The sequence below is a fragment of the Pedobacter cryoconitis genome, from assembly GCF_001590605.1.
Taxonomy (GTDB): domain Bacteria; phylum Bacteroidota; class Bacteroidia; order Sphingobacteriales; family Sphingobacteriaceae; genus Pedobacter; species Pedobacter cryoconitis_A.
Genome location: NZ_CP014504.1, coordinates 4,128,305 through 4,145,325 on the forward strand (window position 1 = coordinate 4,128,305; position 17,021 = coordinate 4,145,325).

General features: G+C 41.3%; 11 protein-coding genes. 5 read left to right on the plus strand and 6 right to left on the minus strand.

The genetic code is table 11. The features are described from left to right. The first annotated feature begins 136 nt into the window (after positions 1–136). The 3 genes from AY601_RS17140 (at position 137) to AY601_RS17150 (ending at position 6,729) form a co-directional block, all read left to right on the plus strand. On the plus strand, positions 137–3,700 hold the full coding sequence (locus AY601_RS17140; protein WP_068403259.1) for a TonB-dependent receptor: 3,564 nt from the start codon (positions 137–139) through the stop codon (positions 3,698–3,700). A 27-nt stretch (positions 3,701–3,727) separates the two neighbouring features. Then, on the plus strand, positions 3,728–5,515 hold the full coding sequence (locus AY601_RS17145; RefSeq protein WP_068403261.1) for a RagB/SusD family nutrient uptake outer membrane protein: 1,788 nt from the start codon (positions 3,728–3,730) through the stop codon (positions 5,513–5,515). A gap of 74 nt (positions 5,516–5,589) precedes the next feature. Then, complete coding sequence (locus AY601_RS17150) at positions 5,590–6,729, plus strand: acyltransferase family protein (RefSeq protein WP_068403263.1); 1,140 nt, start codon at positions 5,590–5,592, stop codon at positions 6,727–6,729. 72 nt (positions 6,730–6,801) lie between these two features. Here AY601_RS17150 and AY601_RS17155 read toward each other — a convergent pair whose 3' ends face one another. The 6 genes from AY601_RS17155 to AY601_RS17180 all read right to left on the minus strand — a co-directional run bounded on the left by AY601_RS17155 (position 6,802) and on the right by AY601_RS17180 (position 13,305). Next, positions 6,802–7,872, minus strand: coding sequence for a dipeptidase (locus AY601_RS17155; RefSeq protein WP_068403265.1), 1,071 nt, complete (start codon positions 7,870–7,872; stop codon positions 6,802–6,804). Positions 7,873–7,883: 11 nt separating this feature from the next. After that, positions 7,884–8,996, minus strand: coding sequence for a D-TA family PLP-dependent enzyme (locus AY601_RS17160; protein ID WP_068403267.1), 1,113 nt, complete (start codon positions 8,994–8,996; stop codon positions 7,884–7,886). 1 nt (position 8,997) lies between these two features. Next, positions 8,998–9,471 carry a RidA family protein gene (locus AY601_RS17165; RefSeq protein ID WP_068403269.1) on the minus strand — a complete coding sequence of 158 codons (474 nt, stop codon included), beginning with the start codon at positions 9,469–9,471 and terminating at the stop codon, positions 8,998–9,000. A gap of 10 nt (positions 9,472–9,481) precedes the next feature. Beyond that, positions 9,482–10,795: a gluconate:H+ symporter gene (locus AY601_RS17170; protein ID WP_068403271.1), complete on the minus strand. Its 1,314-nt coding sequence runs from the start codon at positions 10,793–10,795 to the stop codon at positions 9,482–9,484. Positions 10,796–10,927: 132 nt separating this feature from the next. Next, on the minus strand, positions 10,928–11,554 hold the full coding sequence (locus tag AY601_RS17175; RefSeq protein ID WP_068403273.1) for a gluconate 2-dehydrogenase subunit 3 family protein: 627 nt from the start codon (positions 11,552–11,554) through the stop codon (positions 10,928–10,930). Between the two features lie 11 nt (positions 11,555–11,565). Continuing rightward, entirely contained in the window at positions 11,566–13,305 is a 1,740-nt protein-coding gene (locus AY601_RS17180; protein WP_068403275.1) for a GMC family oxidoreductase, read from the minus strand. A 586-nt stretch (positions 13,306–13,891) separates the two neighbouring features. On the opposite strand from AY601_RS17180, the gene AY601_RS17185 reads away from it, so the two are divergent. Both AY601_RS17185 and AY601_RS17190 read left to right on the plus strand, forming a co-directional pair. After that, entirely contained in the window at positions 13,892–15,712 is a 1,821-nt protein-coding gene (locus AY601_RS17185) for a type VI secretion system Vgr family protein (protein WP_068403277.1), read from the plus strand. Between the two features lie 16 nt (positions 15,713–15,728). Beyond that, complete coding sequence (locus AY601_RS17190; RefSeq protein WP_068403279.1) at positions 15,729–17,018, plus strand: hypothetical protein; 1,290 nt, start codon at positions 15,729–15,731, stop codon at positions 17,016–17,018. The last annotated feature ends 3 nt before the right edge of the window (positions 17,019–17,021 follow it).

The following is a 17,021-nucleotide window of genomic DNA, read 5'->3' on the forward strand; positions in this document are numbered from 1 at the left end:
CAAAGTAGCCTATGGACCGATTGAAAATCTACTAACTAAATTCCTCAAAAAAAGAGGCTGACAAAGTTCCCCAACATTGCCAGCCAATAATCTCTGTACGAAATTTTCACATTAACGAACAAAAACTTCTAAAGGTATGAAAAAAAAGCGATTTGTTGCTTTAATCAAAACAGCAATGCGGATATCCATGACACAAATTTTTCTTGGCATTTTATTTACCTGCACGTCCTTCGCCAAGAATGTGACGGGGCAGGAAATATTAAATAAGGAAATTTCAATTCATATTAACCAAGGCCAGATCAAGCAGATACTGACCGAAATACAACTGCTCACCAAGGTAAACTTCGTCTACAGTTCCACGATGATCAAAGCGCAGCGTAAGGTAACGGTAACTGCGGTAAACAAGCCTTTAGGGCAAATACTGAACGAGACGCTGAATCCTTTGAATATTTATTATAAAGTGGAAGACAACCAGATTCTGCTTTATGAGAAAGACTTTTCAGCGTTAACAGCTGGTGTGCTGACTAATCAAAACCAGCTCACAGTAAAGGGTAAGGTAACTTCTGATAAAGGGGAACCATTACCAGGGGTAAGTGTCAATGTCAAAGGAACTAAAATAGGCACAACAACCGATGCCAATGGAAGCTATGCGATTGTTGCAACCGCGCCGGATGCCATATTAGTCTTCTCTTATATTGGTTTTACGGCCAAAGAAATGCCTGTAAATGGGCGTACAACCTTAAACGTACAGCTTGCTGAAGAACTTACTTCTTTAGGAGAAGTCGTAGTGGTGGGTTATGGCACGCAAAGAAAGAAAGATCTGACCAGTGCAGTATCTGTAGTGAATGTAGGGTCAATGATTAAACAGCCAACTGCATCGGTCAACAATCTGCTGCAGGGTCAGGCATCTGGTGTAACGGTATTAGGCTCAGGACAACCCGGAGAAGAGCCGCAGGTAAGGATCAGAGGTGTGAATACCTTTGGGAATAATAATCCGCTATATGTAGTGGACGGTGTACCTACGCAAAGCATTGCCGATCTGAACCCGAACGATATTGAGACTATGCAGGTATTGAAAGATGCCGGATCAGCTTCAATTTATGGGTCAAGAGCAGCAAATGGTGTAATTGTTATTACCACTAAAAAGGGTAAGGGTAAAGTAACGGTAACTTATGATGCTTATTATGGTACGCAGCGCCCAAAGGAAGGTAATGTATGGAATATATTAAACCCTCAGGAAATGGCAGATCTTAAGCATATGGCGATGACCAATTCGGGAGCAACAGATTTTGTAGATTCCTTATACGGAAGCGGCCCAACCTATGTACTGCCTGATTATATTTTACCTGCAGGTGCTAAAGAAGGTGATCCAAGAGCCGATCCTTCCCGTTATAAACTAAAACCATTTTACACTTCTGCTGACGAATACAATAACTTTTATCGGATTTCAAGGGCGAATAAAGAAGGAACAGACTGGTATCACGAAATATTCAGACCTGCATCTATTACCAGTCAGAATGTGGCTATTACAGGAGGATCTGATCAGGGGAGTTACCTTTTCTCTGCCAATTATTTCAATCAGCAGGGTACTTTACTGAATACTTACCTGAAAAGATATACGATCCGTTCTAATAGTCAGTATAATGTGAGTAAACATGTCCGTGTGGGTGAAAACCTGGCGTATTCCATTACCAATAATCCGCAGATTGCAGGTTTAAGTGGTGACAATGCTATTGGTCATGCTTTCAGAGAACAGCCTATTATTCCTGTCAGAGATATCATGGGTAACTTTGCCGGATCTTATGGTGGTAACTTGGGTGATGCTTATAATCCGGTAGCGATGCAGGAACGTACTAAGGATAATAAATCCCAACAGAACAGGCTATTCGGGAATATTTTTGCAGAGGCTGATTTAACAGACTTTTTGACGATAAGATCTCAGTTTGGCGGAGAAAACTATTCAGGTGCTACCCGTACATTTGTATATCCGCAGTATGAGAATTCAGAAAACTCAACAACCAATTCGTATTCAGAATCTGCTTTGGATGGGTATAATTATAGCTGGACCAATACATTATCTTTTAATAAGACATTTAATAAACACCGGATTAAAGCGGTAGCAGGAACAGAGTTTTTCAGAGAAAATACACACGTTTCTACAGGTTCTAACCAGGGATATTTTTCTTTTGATCCGGATTACACCAATCTCTCGACCGGAAGCGGACCGATGAAAACAACGAGTGAGCGGACAGCTAATACTTTATTCTCCCTGATTGGAAGAGTAGATTATAGTTATAATGATAAATATCTGATTGGTGCAACGCTACGCCGCGATGGTTCTTCGAAATTTCTTCAGCATGTATATGGCTGGTTCCCTGCGGTAAGTGCGGGATGGAGAATTTCTCAGGAAGGTTTCCTTAAAAATGTAAAATGGATCACTGACCTGAAAATCAGAGGTGGTTATGGCATCATGGGAAATCAGCTGAATGTAAGTGGCGGTAATTCGTTCACAACTTTCGGAAGTAAAGTAGGTACCTCTTATTATGCCATTGGGGGAGGAAACAACATCGTTTCAGGATTCTATCAGAATCAAACTGGTAATCCAAATGCCAAATGGGAGAAAAATATCAATTCAAACTTTGGTTTTGATGCTACGTTATTTGGTGGACATATTGATATCTCCGCTGATTATTACCGCAAAAACATCAAGGATTTGTTGTACAATCCTGAAATGATCGCTACAAGTGGTGCAGCAAAGGTACCTTTTGTCAATATAGCACAAATGAAAAACAATGGTTTTGACATCTCGGTTTCCGGAAATACCCAGGTTAGCAGTTCGGTCAAATTGAATGCTACTGCAACAATCACGACTTACCACAATGAAATCCAGAAGATCTCTGGCGGTTCTGATTATTATGATGTAGATGCGCGTCGTTTTGATGGAAGTAATATTATCCGTAACGCAGTAGGACACCCGATTAGTCAGTTTTTTGGCTATAAAGCAGATGGCTTCTGGAATTCTCAGCAGGAGGTGGATGAGGCGAATAAAAAAGCACAGGCAACTACGGGTAATGCCAATGATGTATACCAGACTGATATAGGTGTGGGCCGTTTTAAATATGCAGATGTGAATGGTGATGGCCGTATTACTGCAGAAGACCGTACCTTTCTGGGCAATGCAAATCCTTCTTATAGTTATGGGTTAAATTTAGGGCTGACTTATAAAAACTGGGACTTTAGTGCATTTTTATATGGTGTTCAGGGCAATTCTATCTGGAATCAGGTTAAATGGTGGACAGATTTTACGCCATCCTTTGGAGGTGCTAAAAGCAAAACAGCTTTATATGATTCCTGGACTCCACAAAATCACAATGCAAAAGCACCAATTCAGGAAACAGCGAATTCATTCAGTACCAATGCGGTTCCGAACTCATACTTCGTAGAAAACGGTTCTTACCTGAGATTAAAAAATGCACAGATTGGTTATTCGTTCAATTCAGCAAGATTGCAGAAAATAGGTGTAAGTAAACTAAGAGTTTACCTGTCGGGAGCAAATTTGTTTACGGTTACCAAATATTCTGGTGTTGATCCGGAAATAGGAACATCGAGTGAAACCGGACAGCAGACAGCTTATGGTGTTGATGATGGCTCTTATCCTAGTCAGCGCACTTTCTTAGTCGGCTTAAACTTATCCTTTTAATCACCTTTTGGTTTAAAAAATATTAAGATGAAAAAATCTACATTTATTTTATTGACTGTACTGGTTTTGACAGGACAATCATTCTATTCCTGTAAAAAGGCTTTACAACAACCTCCGCTAGGTTCAGTTTCTGAAGAACTGGTAGCGAATAAAAACGGAGTAAACTCCTTACTGATTGGCGCATATGCGGCTTTATATGGGATGCAGGGAGAAAACCAGAGTTTAGGTGGCGGCGAAGCCTGGCAAGGCTCACCAAGTAACTGGGTTTTTGGATCAATTGCTGGTGGTGATGCTTCCAAGGGGAGTGATGGCTCTGATCAGCCCGCTATTGACCCTATTGCCAACTTTTATTCTGATGCAAACAATACTTATTATAACGGCAAATGGAAAGCGCTGTATGAAGGTGTTTCCAGGACGAATAATGTGTTAAAGTTTCTGGCAAAAGCGACGGATATCACACCAGAAGAAGGAAAAATCATCGCTGGACAGGCCAGGTTTTTAAGAGCTCACTTTTATTTTGAAATTAAGAAGTTCTGGAACAATGCGCCTTGGATCGATGAAACTATCACCGATTTCAATCAGCCGGTCAGTACTGAGTTATGGGCCAAAATTACAAGTGATTTCAAATTTGCTTATGAAAATCTTCCTGCAACGCAGGGTGAAATAGGCAGAGTCAATAAATGGGCGGCAGGTGCTTATCTGGCCAAGTCTTATTTGTACCAGAAGAAATATGCTGATGCTAAAGCAATATTTGATGTAGTTATTTCATCAGGAGTAACCAGCAGCGGTAAGAAGTATGATTTGAATGCTTCATTCGAGGATAATTTTATGCCTGGCAAAGAAAATAATCCGGAAGAAGTATTCACCATACAGATGGCTGCAAATGCAGATCCGTCCGGGCCATCAAGTGGCAATAATGGAGACATGCTGAATTTTCCTTATGGGGGCAGTCCTTTTGGGTGCTGCGGATTCTTTCAGCCTTCTGTTGATTTGGTAAACAGGTTCCGGACTAATGAAACTACGGGCCTTCCTTATCTTTCCAATTACAATGACTATGCGGTTAAAAACGATATGGGCGTTGGTGGAGGTACAGCTTTTGTACCTGACCAGGGAACTTTAGATCCAAGGATAGACTGGACAGCCGGCAGACGTGGTATTCCTTATCTGGACTGGGGAAATTACCCGGGTGCAGCGTGGATCAGAGATCAGAGTTACGGCGGGCCTTATGGACCCAAGAAAAATATTTACTGGCAAAAAACTGCAGCAACTGATGCAGATAAAACGACCTGGGCACCTGGGTCAGCTATCAATTACCTGGTCATCCGCTTTGCCGATGTTTTGTTACAGGCAGCCGAATGTGAAGCACAGGCAGGAAGTCTGGCTACGGCACAGCAATATGTAAACAGGGTAAGAGCCAGAGCTGCGAATAAAGAGGGTTGGGTTTATAAGTACACAGATGATGCTAATCCGCTTGGAGGATTCTCCGATGTTCCTGCAGCGAATTACAAAGTAAGTGAATATCCTGCCGGCGATTTTGCCAGTCAGGGTCAGGCTTATGCGCTGAGTGCAATTTATTATGAACGCAAAATAGAACTGGCGATGGAAGGACACCGCTTTTTTGACCTGGTACGCTGGGGTATTGCAGAGAAAGAACTGAATGCCTATTTCACTTTCCAGGGCAAGATAACTTCTGATGTACGAAGGGGAAAATTCACGTCCGGAAGAAATGAGTATTACCCTGTACCTCAACGTCAGATTGACCTGAGTATTCAGGGCGGCACAAAAATACTGACACAAAATCCTGGATATAATTAGCCAGAAAATTCATTCAGGAACTCCCTATATTTAAGGAAGTTCCTGTTAAAAAAAGGAATAAATCTATTAAGCCTATGAAACCACTAACCGAGCGTTTTCTTTCCCTGGATGTATTCCGTGGCATGACTTTATGTTTCATGATCATTGTAAATTCTCCCGGAAAAGGCGCAACACCTTTTGGCATACTTGAACATGCCGCGTGGCATGGGTTCACCCCTACCGACCTGGTTTTCCCTTCGTTTCTTTTTGCAGTAGGGAATGCGATGAGTTTTTCTATGAAAAGATTCAGCCAGATGGACAATTCCCAGGTGCTGCTGAAAATATTTAAACGTACTTTTCTAATTTTCCTGATTGGTTTCCTGATCTACTGGTTCCCGTTTTTCAAACATGATAACCATGGACATATCATATTTGCAGACATCAGAGATACCCGTATTCTGGGTGTTTTACAAAGAATAGCGCTATGTTTTGGAATTGCTTCGCTAATGATCCATTACCTGTCAGGAAAAACTGTCATCTGGATGAGCGTTCTCTTTCTGGTAGGCTATTGGGTTTGTTTATTAGTTTTTGGTGATCCTGGTGCTGAACTAACGATGACAGGGAATGCAGGGTATTACCTCGATAAATTCGTGATGGGAACTTCCCATATGTATCATGGTGATCATCTGAATGGGCAACATATTGCCTTTGATCCTGAAGGGATATTAAGTACAATTCCATCTATCGTGAATGTAATTATCGGATACTTTGCCGGTAAATTTATTCAGGAAAAAGGGAAAGGGTATGAAAGTATTGCCAAGCTTTTCCTGGTTGGAAGTTTATTCGTCTTCATTGCGGTGTGCTGGAATTCAGTACTACCTATCAACAAAAAATTATGGACTAGTTCATTTGTACTGGTAACCACCGGACTTGACCTGATGATTATTGGTGTACTGCTCTATATTATTGAGGTGAGACAAGCTACTCAATGGACTAAATTCTTCGTGGTTTTTGGAAAAAACCCGTTGTTCATTTATATCGTTTCAGACTTATTATTGATTATTATCGACTTACTCTTCCCACAATCACATTTTAGCACGTGGATAAATGTTAATTTCTTCCAGGTCATTGCACCAGGGCCTATCGGCTCCTTATTATTTGCAATCAGCTTTATGCTAGCATGTTGGCTGGTAGGGTATATACTGGACAGACGTAAAATCTATATCAAAGTCTAGGCTGTTAATTTCAGCGCTAACAAGTTATCCACATAAAATGTGGATAACTTGTTTATAATTGACCCGGTTCACTTAATGCCATGCTTTTCTGAGGAACCGCAGCCAGTTTCCCTGCATCAGGTTTTTAATATCCTCTGCTGTATACCCTCTTTTTGTTAAAAGCGCTGGTATCTTCTGCAGATCTGCAATACTTTCCACATCATAAGGGCATTGTTCTGTTCCGAATGCACCATCCAGATCTGAACCGACCCCTACGTGCAAAGTATTACCTGCGATCTGGCAGATATGATCTAAATGATTCACCATAACTTCGAGATTACAGTTCATACCTCTTGGGGTTGATTGTCCGCGAACCCAATTTGGTACCATCATCCAGGCATCAAGCGCTAAGCCGATAACTGCACCCCGGGTAATTAAGGCTTTAATTTGTCCATCGCTGTATTGACGGTTGTGATTTACTAAAGCTCTGCAATTGTTATGAGATGCCCATACGTGTCCGTTAAAATGATCCAGTGCCTCCCAGAAACTGTCATCGCATAAATGGGTAGCATCCAGAATGATGTTTAAACGTTCCATCTCTTTGAGCAGCTCATGACCTTTTGGGCCCATAAAGCCTGTGGCATCTGTACCTTGTGCGTATCTTCCGGGACCATAATGTGCCGGGCCAACTGCGCGAAGACCGTTGGCATGGGCGCGTTCCAGCTGTTGAATGGTGATTATGGAATCTGCTCCTTCCAGACTTAAAATATACCCAATAGGTTTTTTCTCGTCATCCTGCCCATTTTCCCACAACTGCACATGCTTTTCAAGAGTCTCCAGGTTATTGATTTGTACCATTTCCCCGGCTTCTTCCATGGCCTTATACCAGGCCAGTTGTCCCTGGGTTTGTGCCCAGGCTTGTTCTGGTGAATGCCAGCCAGGTAAATTATTTCCAGGGGCAACGTAACGTGCAATCTGGGTAGCAACGACCAAACCTATCTTACCTTTTCTAAGCTCCGGTAAAGAGACCACAGCTTTGCCGCGATCGGGTTTGTCTGTGAGCCCTTGTTCTCTGTCATTGATCGCAGAAATTGGTAAACGCAGATCGCGGTTCCATTCCAGCGCATTCATACTTAAATCCAGGTGTGCATCTATAGTAAACATCAGCTTAAAAATTAAATATTAATCTTCCTCTCCCGTGAAATAACCTTCCACTCTCCTGCTAGTTTATGATTGTTAATGAGCGTTGCATTGCCGTAAAGTGCTACTGTAGGACAGATATGCACGGGTAAACCATACAGGACATCCCCGATCTGGAAACCATGGTCTGCTCCTGCTTCCAGTAACAGATGTTCTTCACTCTGGCTTACGGCTTCTGCTGTGGGTGCATTTAAGAAATGAACCCTCTTTTTTAATGGGGTTTCTGCTGCAACAGATTTATGTCCGAGGTCTACGGTAATTTTTGTAGCAGAAGTCAGCGAAATTACCCTGGTGATGACCAGGGCTGCAGGCAGATAGTCTTGTTCTGCAAAAGCATCCTGATATCCTTTATCCCACAGCACAAATGTCCCCGGACTGCATTCTATAAAGTCCAGCTTCGCATAAACCGGAAAAGTAGGTGTTCCTCCGGCTATAATGACCGGTTCTGCCATCCCTTTCCCAACAATCTGTTTGGTTAATTGATCAATAGGCGCTAATATAATTGCTGCCTGCTTTTCTCTTAATACGTAATCTGCGTCATGAATGTGACCATCATAAGCATGAAGCCCTGAGATCTCCACACCTTTTTCGGCTGTTGCAGCTTCATAAAGTGCTAACGCATGCCCATCTGGTCGTATACCAGTTCTGTTCATCCCAACGTTAAGGTCAAGAAAAACACGTATGTTCACTCCTGAAACTATTGCCTTATGGCCAATCTCTTTCAGAGAGAATTCATTATCGATCAGACAGGAGAATACAGTATCCGGATAGGTTTTGATCAATTGAATAAACCGGTCTATCTTCGGTCCTACAGGTTGATAGGCTAACAATACATCCGGTGTTTGACAAAGACCAAGCATCTCTGCCTCAGCAATAGTTGCACATTTAAATTTAGTGATTCCGGCTGTTAGTAATTGTTGCGTGATCTCTATTGTTTTATGGGTTTTAACATGTGGTCTTAACCTGTTTATGTCACTAATGCTTTGCTTTAATAGTTCAATATTTGCAGTTATTCTCTCCTGATAAAATACCAGGGCTGGCGAGTCCAGCTGATCCACTTCATCAATTAAATACCAGTCCGCTGCCATATTACTCCTGTAATTCAAACATTGCTTCAATTTCTACCGGAATATTATCAGGCAATGAGCCAAAGCCTACAGCACTGCGTGTACCTATCCCGTTTTCTTCTCCCCATACTTGTGCAAATAATTCACTGCAGCCGTTGATAATAAAGGGATGTTTTTCGAAGTCTGATGTACAATTGACCATGCCTAAAACTTTGATTACCCTCTTTACCCGGTTCAATGTACCCAGGTTCGTTTTAATGGTGGATAACATGGTCAGCCCAACTTGTCTTGCTGCCAGCTTACCTTCTTCCTGAGTAAGATCAGCACCGATACGGCCAATAATCAGGCTTTTATCATCATTAACAGGCCCGTGTCCGGACAAGTAAAGGTATTTACCATCAATCAAATATGGTTTATAAACTCCAAGAGGTGTAGGTGCCGGTGGCAGCGTTAACCCTAGTTTTGCAAATTGCGCTTCTGCACTTAAGTTTTCCATTGTATATTTTTTAGATAATTTGATTTAATAAAAGTACCCCGATCAGTCCAACTGTTCCAACTATGGATTCCATCAGTGCCCATGATTTAAACGTATTTTTCAGGCTGAGGTTGAAATATTCTTTAAACATCCAGAATCCGGCATCATTTACGTGAGAGAACATCAGGCTTCCTGCTCCTACGGCAAGTACCATCAGATTCGGGTTTGTATTCGTTGCAACCATCAGGGGTAAGATAATGCCTGCAGTAGTTAAGCCAGCTACCGTAGCTGAACCTACACAAAACCTGATAACAGCGGTGATGAGCCACCCAAGGAACAAGGGTTGCATGTGGAGTTCCTTTAACATTACTGCAATTTGTGCACTTACCCCACTATCTACCAGTACCTGTTTTAATGCGCCAGAGCCACCAATAATCAGCAGAATAAGGGCCACATCTTTAATGGCTTCTCCATAGAGCTCCATGATATAGGTCATTTTCTTTCCCTGGAAAATACCAAGCGTCAGTGTTGCGGTAATTAAGGCAATCAACATCACCACATTTGATTCTCCGACAAGTCCCATCAGGTTGTTTAGTCCGGGCGCCTGCTTAGCGGAGAAGGATAATACCGCAGCAACCACGAGTAATAAAACCGGTAAAAGAGCAGTAAAAAAACTATTGAAAGTACCTGGCAGTTCGTGTTCTGGTTTATCAACAGGAACAAAGCTTTTTAATGGAGTGGAAGGAATATTTTTTAGTGTTCTGGCAAAAAGTGGGCCGCCAATCACAATTGCGGGTATGGCTACGATCAGACCGTACAATAAAGTAAGTCCCATGTTTGCTTTGAATTGTATCACTAAAGCAGATGGAGAGGGATGTGGTGGAAGAAATCCATGGGTCACAGAAAGGGCAGCCAGCATGGGGAGACCGATATAAATTGCCGGCAGTTTATATTTATAGACTACGGAAAAGATTAACGGAATCATTAATACGAATCCTATTCCGTAAAAAAGGGGGATACCAATTAAAAATCCAGTGACGACTACACCCCATTGAATGTATTTTTCTCCGCAGATATTCATGATCACAGCAGCAATCCGCTGGGCTGCTCCACTATCGGCAACCAGTTTCCCAAGCATAGCGCCTACGGTAATAATGATAAGTAATGAACCCAGCACATCACCTATTCCTTTTTCGACAGAGCCGGCAATTTTATTTAGCGGAATACCCAGCGCGATGCCGGCAATGATGGAAACGATCAGGAAAGAAAGAAAAGCATTGATCCGCATGACGGACACCATTACAATTAATAACAGGATACAAAGCAGTACAATAATCAGGGTCATTCAGCTCTTTTTAGATCAGATAAGATACAAAGTTTAACTGTAGCAGGAGAGGAAATTCCAATAAAAAAGAGGCTGTTAACACTCCTGAATTTATCCTCAGAAATTTAACAGCCTCCTGAAAATGAGGTTGAATTAAACGTTTTCCATTCCGTACTGCTTCAATACATCGGCAGGCACTCCAGTCCATTTATTGGGTACATTACCTACATATCCTAAATCTTTGACACCCATTTCTGTCGTAAAAAATCCAGAGGCCGTCAAATCTCTCATCAAACTGAAAAATGCTGCTCCCTGTTGCATTCCAGGTTTAACTTTTTTGGGGTAAGCAATATCTTCTACCATTTCAATACGCTGTTTTTCGGATGCGTCTTTGAAGGTTTGCTGAAAACGGTTAAGGCATTGGATATCCAGCCATTTTAATCCGCCACGCATAGGTATCTGGTGACTGGGAATATCTTTAACAATAAATTCAATAAATTCAGGCACTTTAGCATCTGTTGCACTCCCTGATTTCCCATCCTTCGGAATGATAATATCTGAGAGGATTGCAATAGTGGCCATCTCATGTGCATTGAAGAACTTTGCTGCATTTAAAGCATTGTCTCTTTCTACTTCGAAAGCTTCTCTGCCTGGTTGAGCAGCAGCTTTTTCATCTGCTGCTTTATCTATTTTAAGCGCTCCTGGTTTACAAGCTTCCAGCAATACTGCTGAACTTATAGCCGTTAAGCCTAAGGCTTTGAGTGATTCACGTCTGTTCATGTCTATTTTGGTTAGCTCAGGTTTAATTTTTTCTTTTCTGCCAGGATATATTCTGCTGTACGCATCGATAGCGCCAGAATAGTCCAGGTTGCATTTTTATCACCTTGTTGTACAAATGGGGCAGCATCCACAACAAACAGATTCTTACAATCGTGTGCCTGGCACCATTTATTTAAAGCAGATTTCTTTGGGTCATCTCCCATTCTGACCGTACCTACTTCATGGATAATTTTACCCGGAGCCTCCAGTCCATAATTATCTTCAGCGCTATGAACTTTTGAAGTCACAATAGCACCCATGGTATGCATCATTTCCTGGAAGGTTTCTTGCATGTGTTTGGCTTGTTTAACTTCTTCCACAGCCCATTTATAGTTAAAACGTAATACAGGGATACCGTATTTGTCCACTACTTTAGGATCTATTTCACAGTAGTTTGATTCTCTGGCTATCGCTGTTCCACGACCAGCCATACCTACTTGTGTACCGAAGAAGCGTCTGTAATCATCTTTTAAAGCGACACCATATCCACCTGCTTCTTTCATTTTGCCGTCTCTTGCGGGTACAGCGCCGTTCATGTTCTCTATACCACCACCAAAGCCGTAACCTGGCATATGTAATCCACCACCGTATTCAATATGGTAACCACGCGGAAAGTCCAGTTTTTTATTGTCAAGCCACCATGGAGAATAAATATGAACACTACCTACTCCATCTTCGTTATAACGTTTACGGTCCATGAGTTGTGGCAGAAACCCGCTTAAACTCGCACCTGTTGAGTCATGCAGATATTTACCGACTACATTACTATTATTTGCCAGACCGTTAGGGTGAGCGACAGATTTAGAGTTTAGCAACAATCGTGCGGATTCGCATGCACTGGCTCCAAGGATAACTATTTTTCCTCTAACCTGATGTTCTTCCATTGTAGTTTTGTCTACATAAGATACACCAGTAGCCAGACCACCTTTGTCTGTGAGTACTTCACGTACCATTGCATTGGTGATTACAGTCAGATTCCCTGTTTTTACTGCTGGTATAACCAGGCAGGATGAAGAAGAGAAGTCACCGTAAACTTTACAGCTTCTGCCGCATTGACCACAGTAGAAACAAGGTGCACGATCTTTATTATTTGGTAACGCTTCTGTTAATACTGACCCGCGGCCCGGAATAACGGTTACGCCATTCTTTTTAGCTGCTTTTTTAATAAACAGTTCATTTAATCTGGGTTTTGGCGGCGCCATGAAAATACCGTCTGGCTCGCTTTCTATACCTTCTACAGTTCCGTAGATTCCGATTAACCGGTCTACTTTATCGTAAAATGGTTTGATCTCTTCATAAGTAATAGGCCAGTTGTCTGTCAATCCGTCTTTACACTGAAAATCCTCAGGTCCCATTCTCAGAGAGATACGTCCCCAGTGATTGGTTCTTCCACCCAGCATCCTTGAACGGAACCAGGCAAATTCGGAATTGTTCTTTTGTGTGTAAGGTTCTCCGTCAAGTTCCCAACCTCCATAAGCAGCATCAAAATCTCCAAATGGGCGTACAGTTCCTGCACCACGTCTTGGAGATTCCCATGGCCATTTTAGTTGCTGCGCATCCAGACGTGGATCAAAATAAGCACCTGCTTCAAGCATCAGTACTTTTTGACCGGCATTGGCCAGCACATATCCTGCCATACCTCCACCCGCACCGGACCCAACTATTATGGCGTCATATTCGACGTCTGACTTTTTAATTTGAAATTCGTTCATACTACCTGCTTTTATTATTAAATGGTTTTAGCTCGTATTTGGCGTATGTAATTTAGTATTAAAATCTAAATTTTGGAATTTTTATCAAATAAGTTACTGATGATCGATTCTGTCTCCGGATGAAATATTGTTAGTTATATAGTTTGCTGTTGTATAGTAACTTAGTCAATATTAAAAACTCAACATAGCTTAGAAATAAATAATTAAGACATCAAACTGCGTTTGAGACAAATTTTGATCTAAAATCTCACATCACACTGATTACCAAGAAATAATGGCAAGGTATTTGACGTTATTCTGACAAACAACCAAATACATTTAAACCAATAGTTATGGCTTTCAAAGCAACCTCAGACTTTTTGGACAGGAAGTACCATGTACTTCAATTTGCCTGTTTCCTAAATCAGGATAAAGGTTTTTCTGATATCAAGGATCGCATCAGGATGACAATGCATTAACCTCCTACTAAATTTAAATCCTTCTTAAGTGCATTCACATGTGCTGTCGATATTACGAATTACCATCCGCCAGCATGAATCACAATTGAATCAAAAAAACATTAATCATCTTTCCAAACTCAAAGAAAATGGAAAACAAAGTAAAAGTTAATATTAGCATAGAGGGTACGCCTATAACTACCTTCTCGAGTTTTAATTTAAACCAGCGCTTTAATGAGCATCATACTTTTGAATTGCGATTTAATCAGGATCAAATTGAATTGCCAGGTTCATTATCATTAAACCGTTCAAAAGACTTCATCGGTAAAAACCTGGCTATTGAATTTGGTGACATCCCTGGCAAAGAAAATCGGTTCTCTGGCATTATTACCAATGTAAAAATCGCACAAAAACATGGCTTTATGGGAGATATTATTGTAAGTGGTTTCAGCCCGACAATTTTACTTGACCGCGGCCCCGATCTTGGTTCTTACCTGGGTAAGGATTTAAGTGCTATTATTTCTCAGGCAACAAAAGAAGTACCTGCAAATGATCTTCAAATACAGGTAAATCCGAGCCGTAAAGGTCCTATCGATTACCTGATCCAATATAGAGAAAGTGACTTCGATTTCATCAACCGCCTTTCGGCACAGTACCATGAATGGTTTTTCTATAACGGTGCAGCTCTTGTATTTGGAAAACCCGATGATTTCAAAGCAATAGAATTAGTTTATGGCCGGGATCTGAGTAGCATCCAGTATGGAATGCAAATTGCGCCTCTAAAATATAAAAAATTCGCTTATAACCCTAAACAGGATGAGTTGCTTGCAGCAAACGGAGAAGGTCAGAGTTCCGGCCCTCCTGATCTCGCACATGCAATTACAGCTTCCAACTCTGTATATAGTAAAACTTATAATCAACCACTGATTACACGGGCCGATAATAAAATGGAGATTGACAGTTTTGTGAAAAATGAACAGGATTCAATCAAGTCTGGCCTTGTAAATATTAAGTGCGAAGGAGATAATCCCCAGGTTTGTATTGGAGGTATTGCAGACATTAGTATGAGCGTCCGTAAGTTAAATGACTTTTCCTTAGAAGATTTTGGCAAGTTTTTAGTGACCAGTGTTTCTCATTCTATTGATGGTGTTGGCCGTTATAAGAATAATTTTGAGGCTATTCCTTCAGATACTGAGCGAGTGCCGGTCAATCCTCTGCAAAATCCTCAGCCTGATATGCAGCTTGCTAATGTAATAGAAAATAATGACCCTGATGGCCATGGACGTATTAAAGTCAAATTCAAATGGGCTTGTGATTGTAATGATGTCACAGAATGGCTTAGAGTGGTTACACCAGATGCAGGGAGTTCAGAAAAAGTAAGTAAAAACAGGGGATTTGTGTTTATCCCTGAAATTGGTGACCAGGTAGTTATTGCTTTCGAAGAAGGTAATATAGCCCGCCCGATTGTGATGGGAAGTGTATTCCATGGTAAAAGTGGTAGTGGTGGCAGTGGTAGTAATAACAGCAAAAGCTTAACTTCTAAAAGCGGCCATACGATACAACTGGATGACGGTGCAGGAATTACAGTAAAAGATAAAGATCAGAATTTCATTGTGCTGGACGGTGCTGGTAAGGCACACTTTGAAACCAAAGAATCTATTTTAATTCAATGTGGGGAGAGCAGTATTCTGATGGACAAGGCAGGAACCATTATTATTAAAGGTAAAAACATTTTAACATTGGGTGAAAATATAGGGCAGTCTGCCACGGCCAGTATTGGTATTGGTGTTGGGCCTAAAGATGCTACGCCGACTTCAGGAATAGGCATTGAACCAACAACACTTGATATAGGTACTGATACTTTGTCAATGAGTGGAAAAACAGAAGCTAACCTGGCTTCTCCCGCAAAAGTAACGATCGGTGGTCAGGGTGAGACCAATGTAGTTAGCGGAACAATCAACCTTAATTAATTTTATCATAGCTTCCATGAACCCGATACAACTGGAAATGTTAAAGATAGACCGGCAATGGCAACAGGTTGTCAGGCAAAACCCGCTCGAAACACTGTTCCTCTGTCTTGGAGAAAGACATGAGGTGAATTTATTTGAGGCTTATTTTAAATACCAGCTGACTGAAGAAAGCAGAACAAACGATATGTTCCTGATCCATTATCAGGATTTCAATAGTAGTAAAACTTATGGACAAAGCCTTGTTAAAGAATGGAAAGAGGTTTTTGACCTCTGGCAAGAGGATACAAGCAAAGGTATAGTTTGGGAAACTGAACTGACGGAAGAGGCCAAAAAACAGGAAACGGATGCTTATTTACCAGTAATAGCTCTGATTCGTCTTTGTAATCTTTATCCTCATTTGAAGATGAAAAAGATATATGTACAGCTTGCTCCGACTGTAATTAACGATGTGCCTGGTCTTTCTACCTGGGTGAATGAGTGGTGTAAATGTATCCAAGAGGTTAAGAATACACAGATTAAGCTGGTTTATACAGAACATCATCTGCACCGTACATTGAAAAAGCTGAAACAGGGAATAGAATTCAGGCTGAATATTAACATCACTCAGCTGATGCAAAATACAGCGGCCCATAGCAACAGAACGAAAAACGATCCCGAAACCGATTTTCAGCAGCAGATATTAATTGCTAGTAATTACCTGACCGAGGGTAAACATGAACAGGCGAATGCAGTATTGGAAAGAGCGATACAGATTGCCATGAAACAGGGTTTACATGAAGCTGTAGTTACCGCAAGGATTATGTTAGCACAAAGCCTGGCTGTAAAAAAGCATAAGAGCGCGGCGCATGAACAGTATAAATTAGCTATACAAACGGCTGGTGAGGCTACCTTATTAGGTGCACATATCCATATGAGTTATGGTAGTTTTCTGCTCGGCCAGACTGGAAAAGATGAGGCGATAGCATATTTTGAGAAAGCAATTAAAATAGCTGAGGGAATTGGAAATGATTTTATCGCGATGGAATGTACCCGATTGATTGGACAGCTATCAGAAAACAAATTGACGGGTTCGGGAAAAGCAATGGGCTATTACAACAGGTGTCTTGAAATAGGGAGAAAAATGCCGCTTGAAAAAAGAAGGCAGAGTTCGATGGCTTATACAGCAGCCATTATAATTAAAAAATATGGAGAAAATAGTCCTGAAGGCAAAAAGCTGGATCAGGACATGCGAAGAGATATAGGAGAAGATTGGAAATCAATGTCTGAAATGCCAGAAAATCATGCAGACCCATTATCGAAAGGATAAAAT

What these genes read in the sequence shown, in the direction of transcription:
- AY601_RS17165 (WP_068403269.1), bottom strand. Translation starts at nt 9,471, where the DNA reads ATGGAAAACTTAAGTGCAGAAGCGCAATTTGCAAAACTAGGGTTAACG.
- AY601_RS17140 (WP_068403259.1), top strand. Translation starts at nt 137, where the DNA reads ATGAAAAAAAAGCGATTTGTTGCTTTAATCAAAACAGCAATGCGGATA.
- AY601_RS17155 (WP_068403265.1), bottom strand. Translation starts at nt 7,872, where the DNA reads ATGTTTACTATAGATGCACACCTGGATTTAAGTATGAATGCGCTGGAA.
- AY601_RS17180 (WP_068403275.1), bottom strand. Translation starts at nt 13,305, where the DNA reads ATGAACGAATTTCAAATTAAAAAGTCAGACGTCGAATATGACGCCATA.
- AY601_RS17185 (WP_068403277.1), top strand. Translation starts at nt 13,892, where the DNA reads ATGGAAAACAAAGTAAAAGTTAATATTAGCATAGAGGGTACGCCTATA.
- AY601_RS17150 (WP_068403263.1), top strand. Translation starts at nt 5,590, where the DNA reads ATGAAACCACTAACCGAGCGTTTTCTTTCCCTGGATGTATTCCGTGGC.
- AY601_RS17190 (WP_068403279.1), top strand. Translation starts at nt 15,729, where the DNA reads ATGAACCCGATACAACTGGAAATGTTAAAGATAGACCGGCAATGGCAA.
- AY601_RS17145 (WP_068403261.1), top strand. Translation starts at nt 3,728, where the DNA reads ATGAAAAAATCTACATTTATTTTATTGACTGTACTGGTTTTGACAGGA.
- AY601_RS17175 (WP_068403273.1), bottom strand. Translation starts at nt 11,554, where the DNA reads ATGAACAGACGTGAATCACTCAAAGCCTTAGGCTTAACGGCTATAAGT.
- AY601_RS17170 (WP_068403271.1), bottom strand. Translation starts at nt 10,795, where the DNA reads ATGACCCTGATTATTGTACTGCTTTGTATCCTGTTATTAATTGTAATG.
- AY601_RS17160 (WP_068403267.1), bottom strand. Translation starts at nt 8,996, where the DNA reads ATGGCAGCGGACTGGTATTTAATTGATGAAGTGGATCAGCTGGACTCG.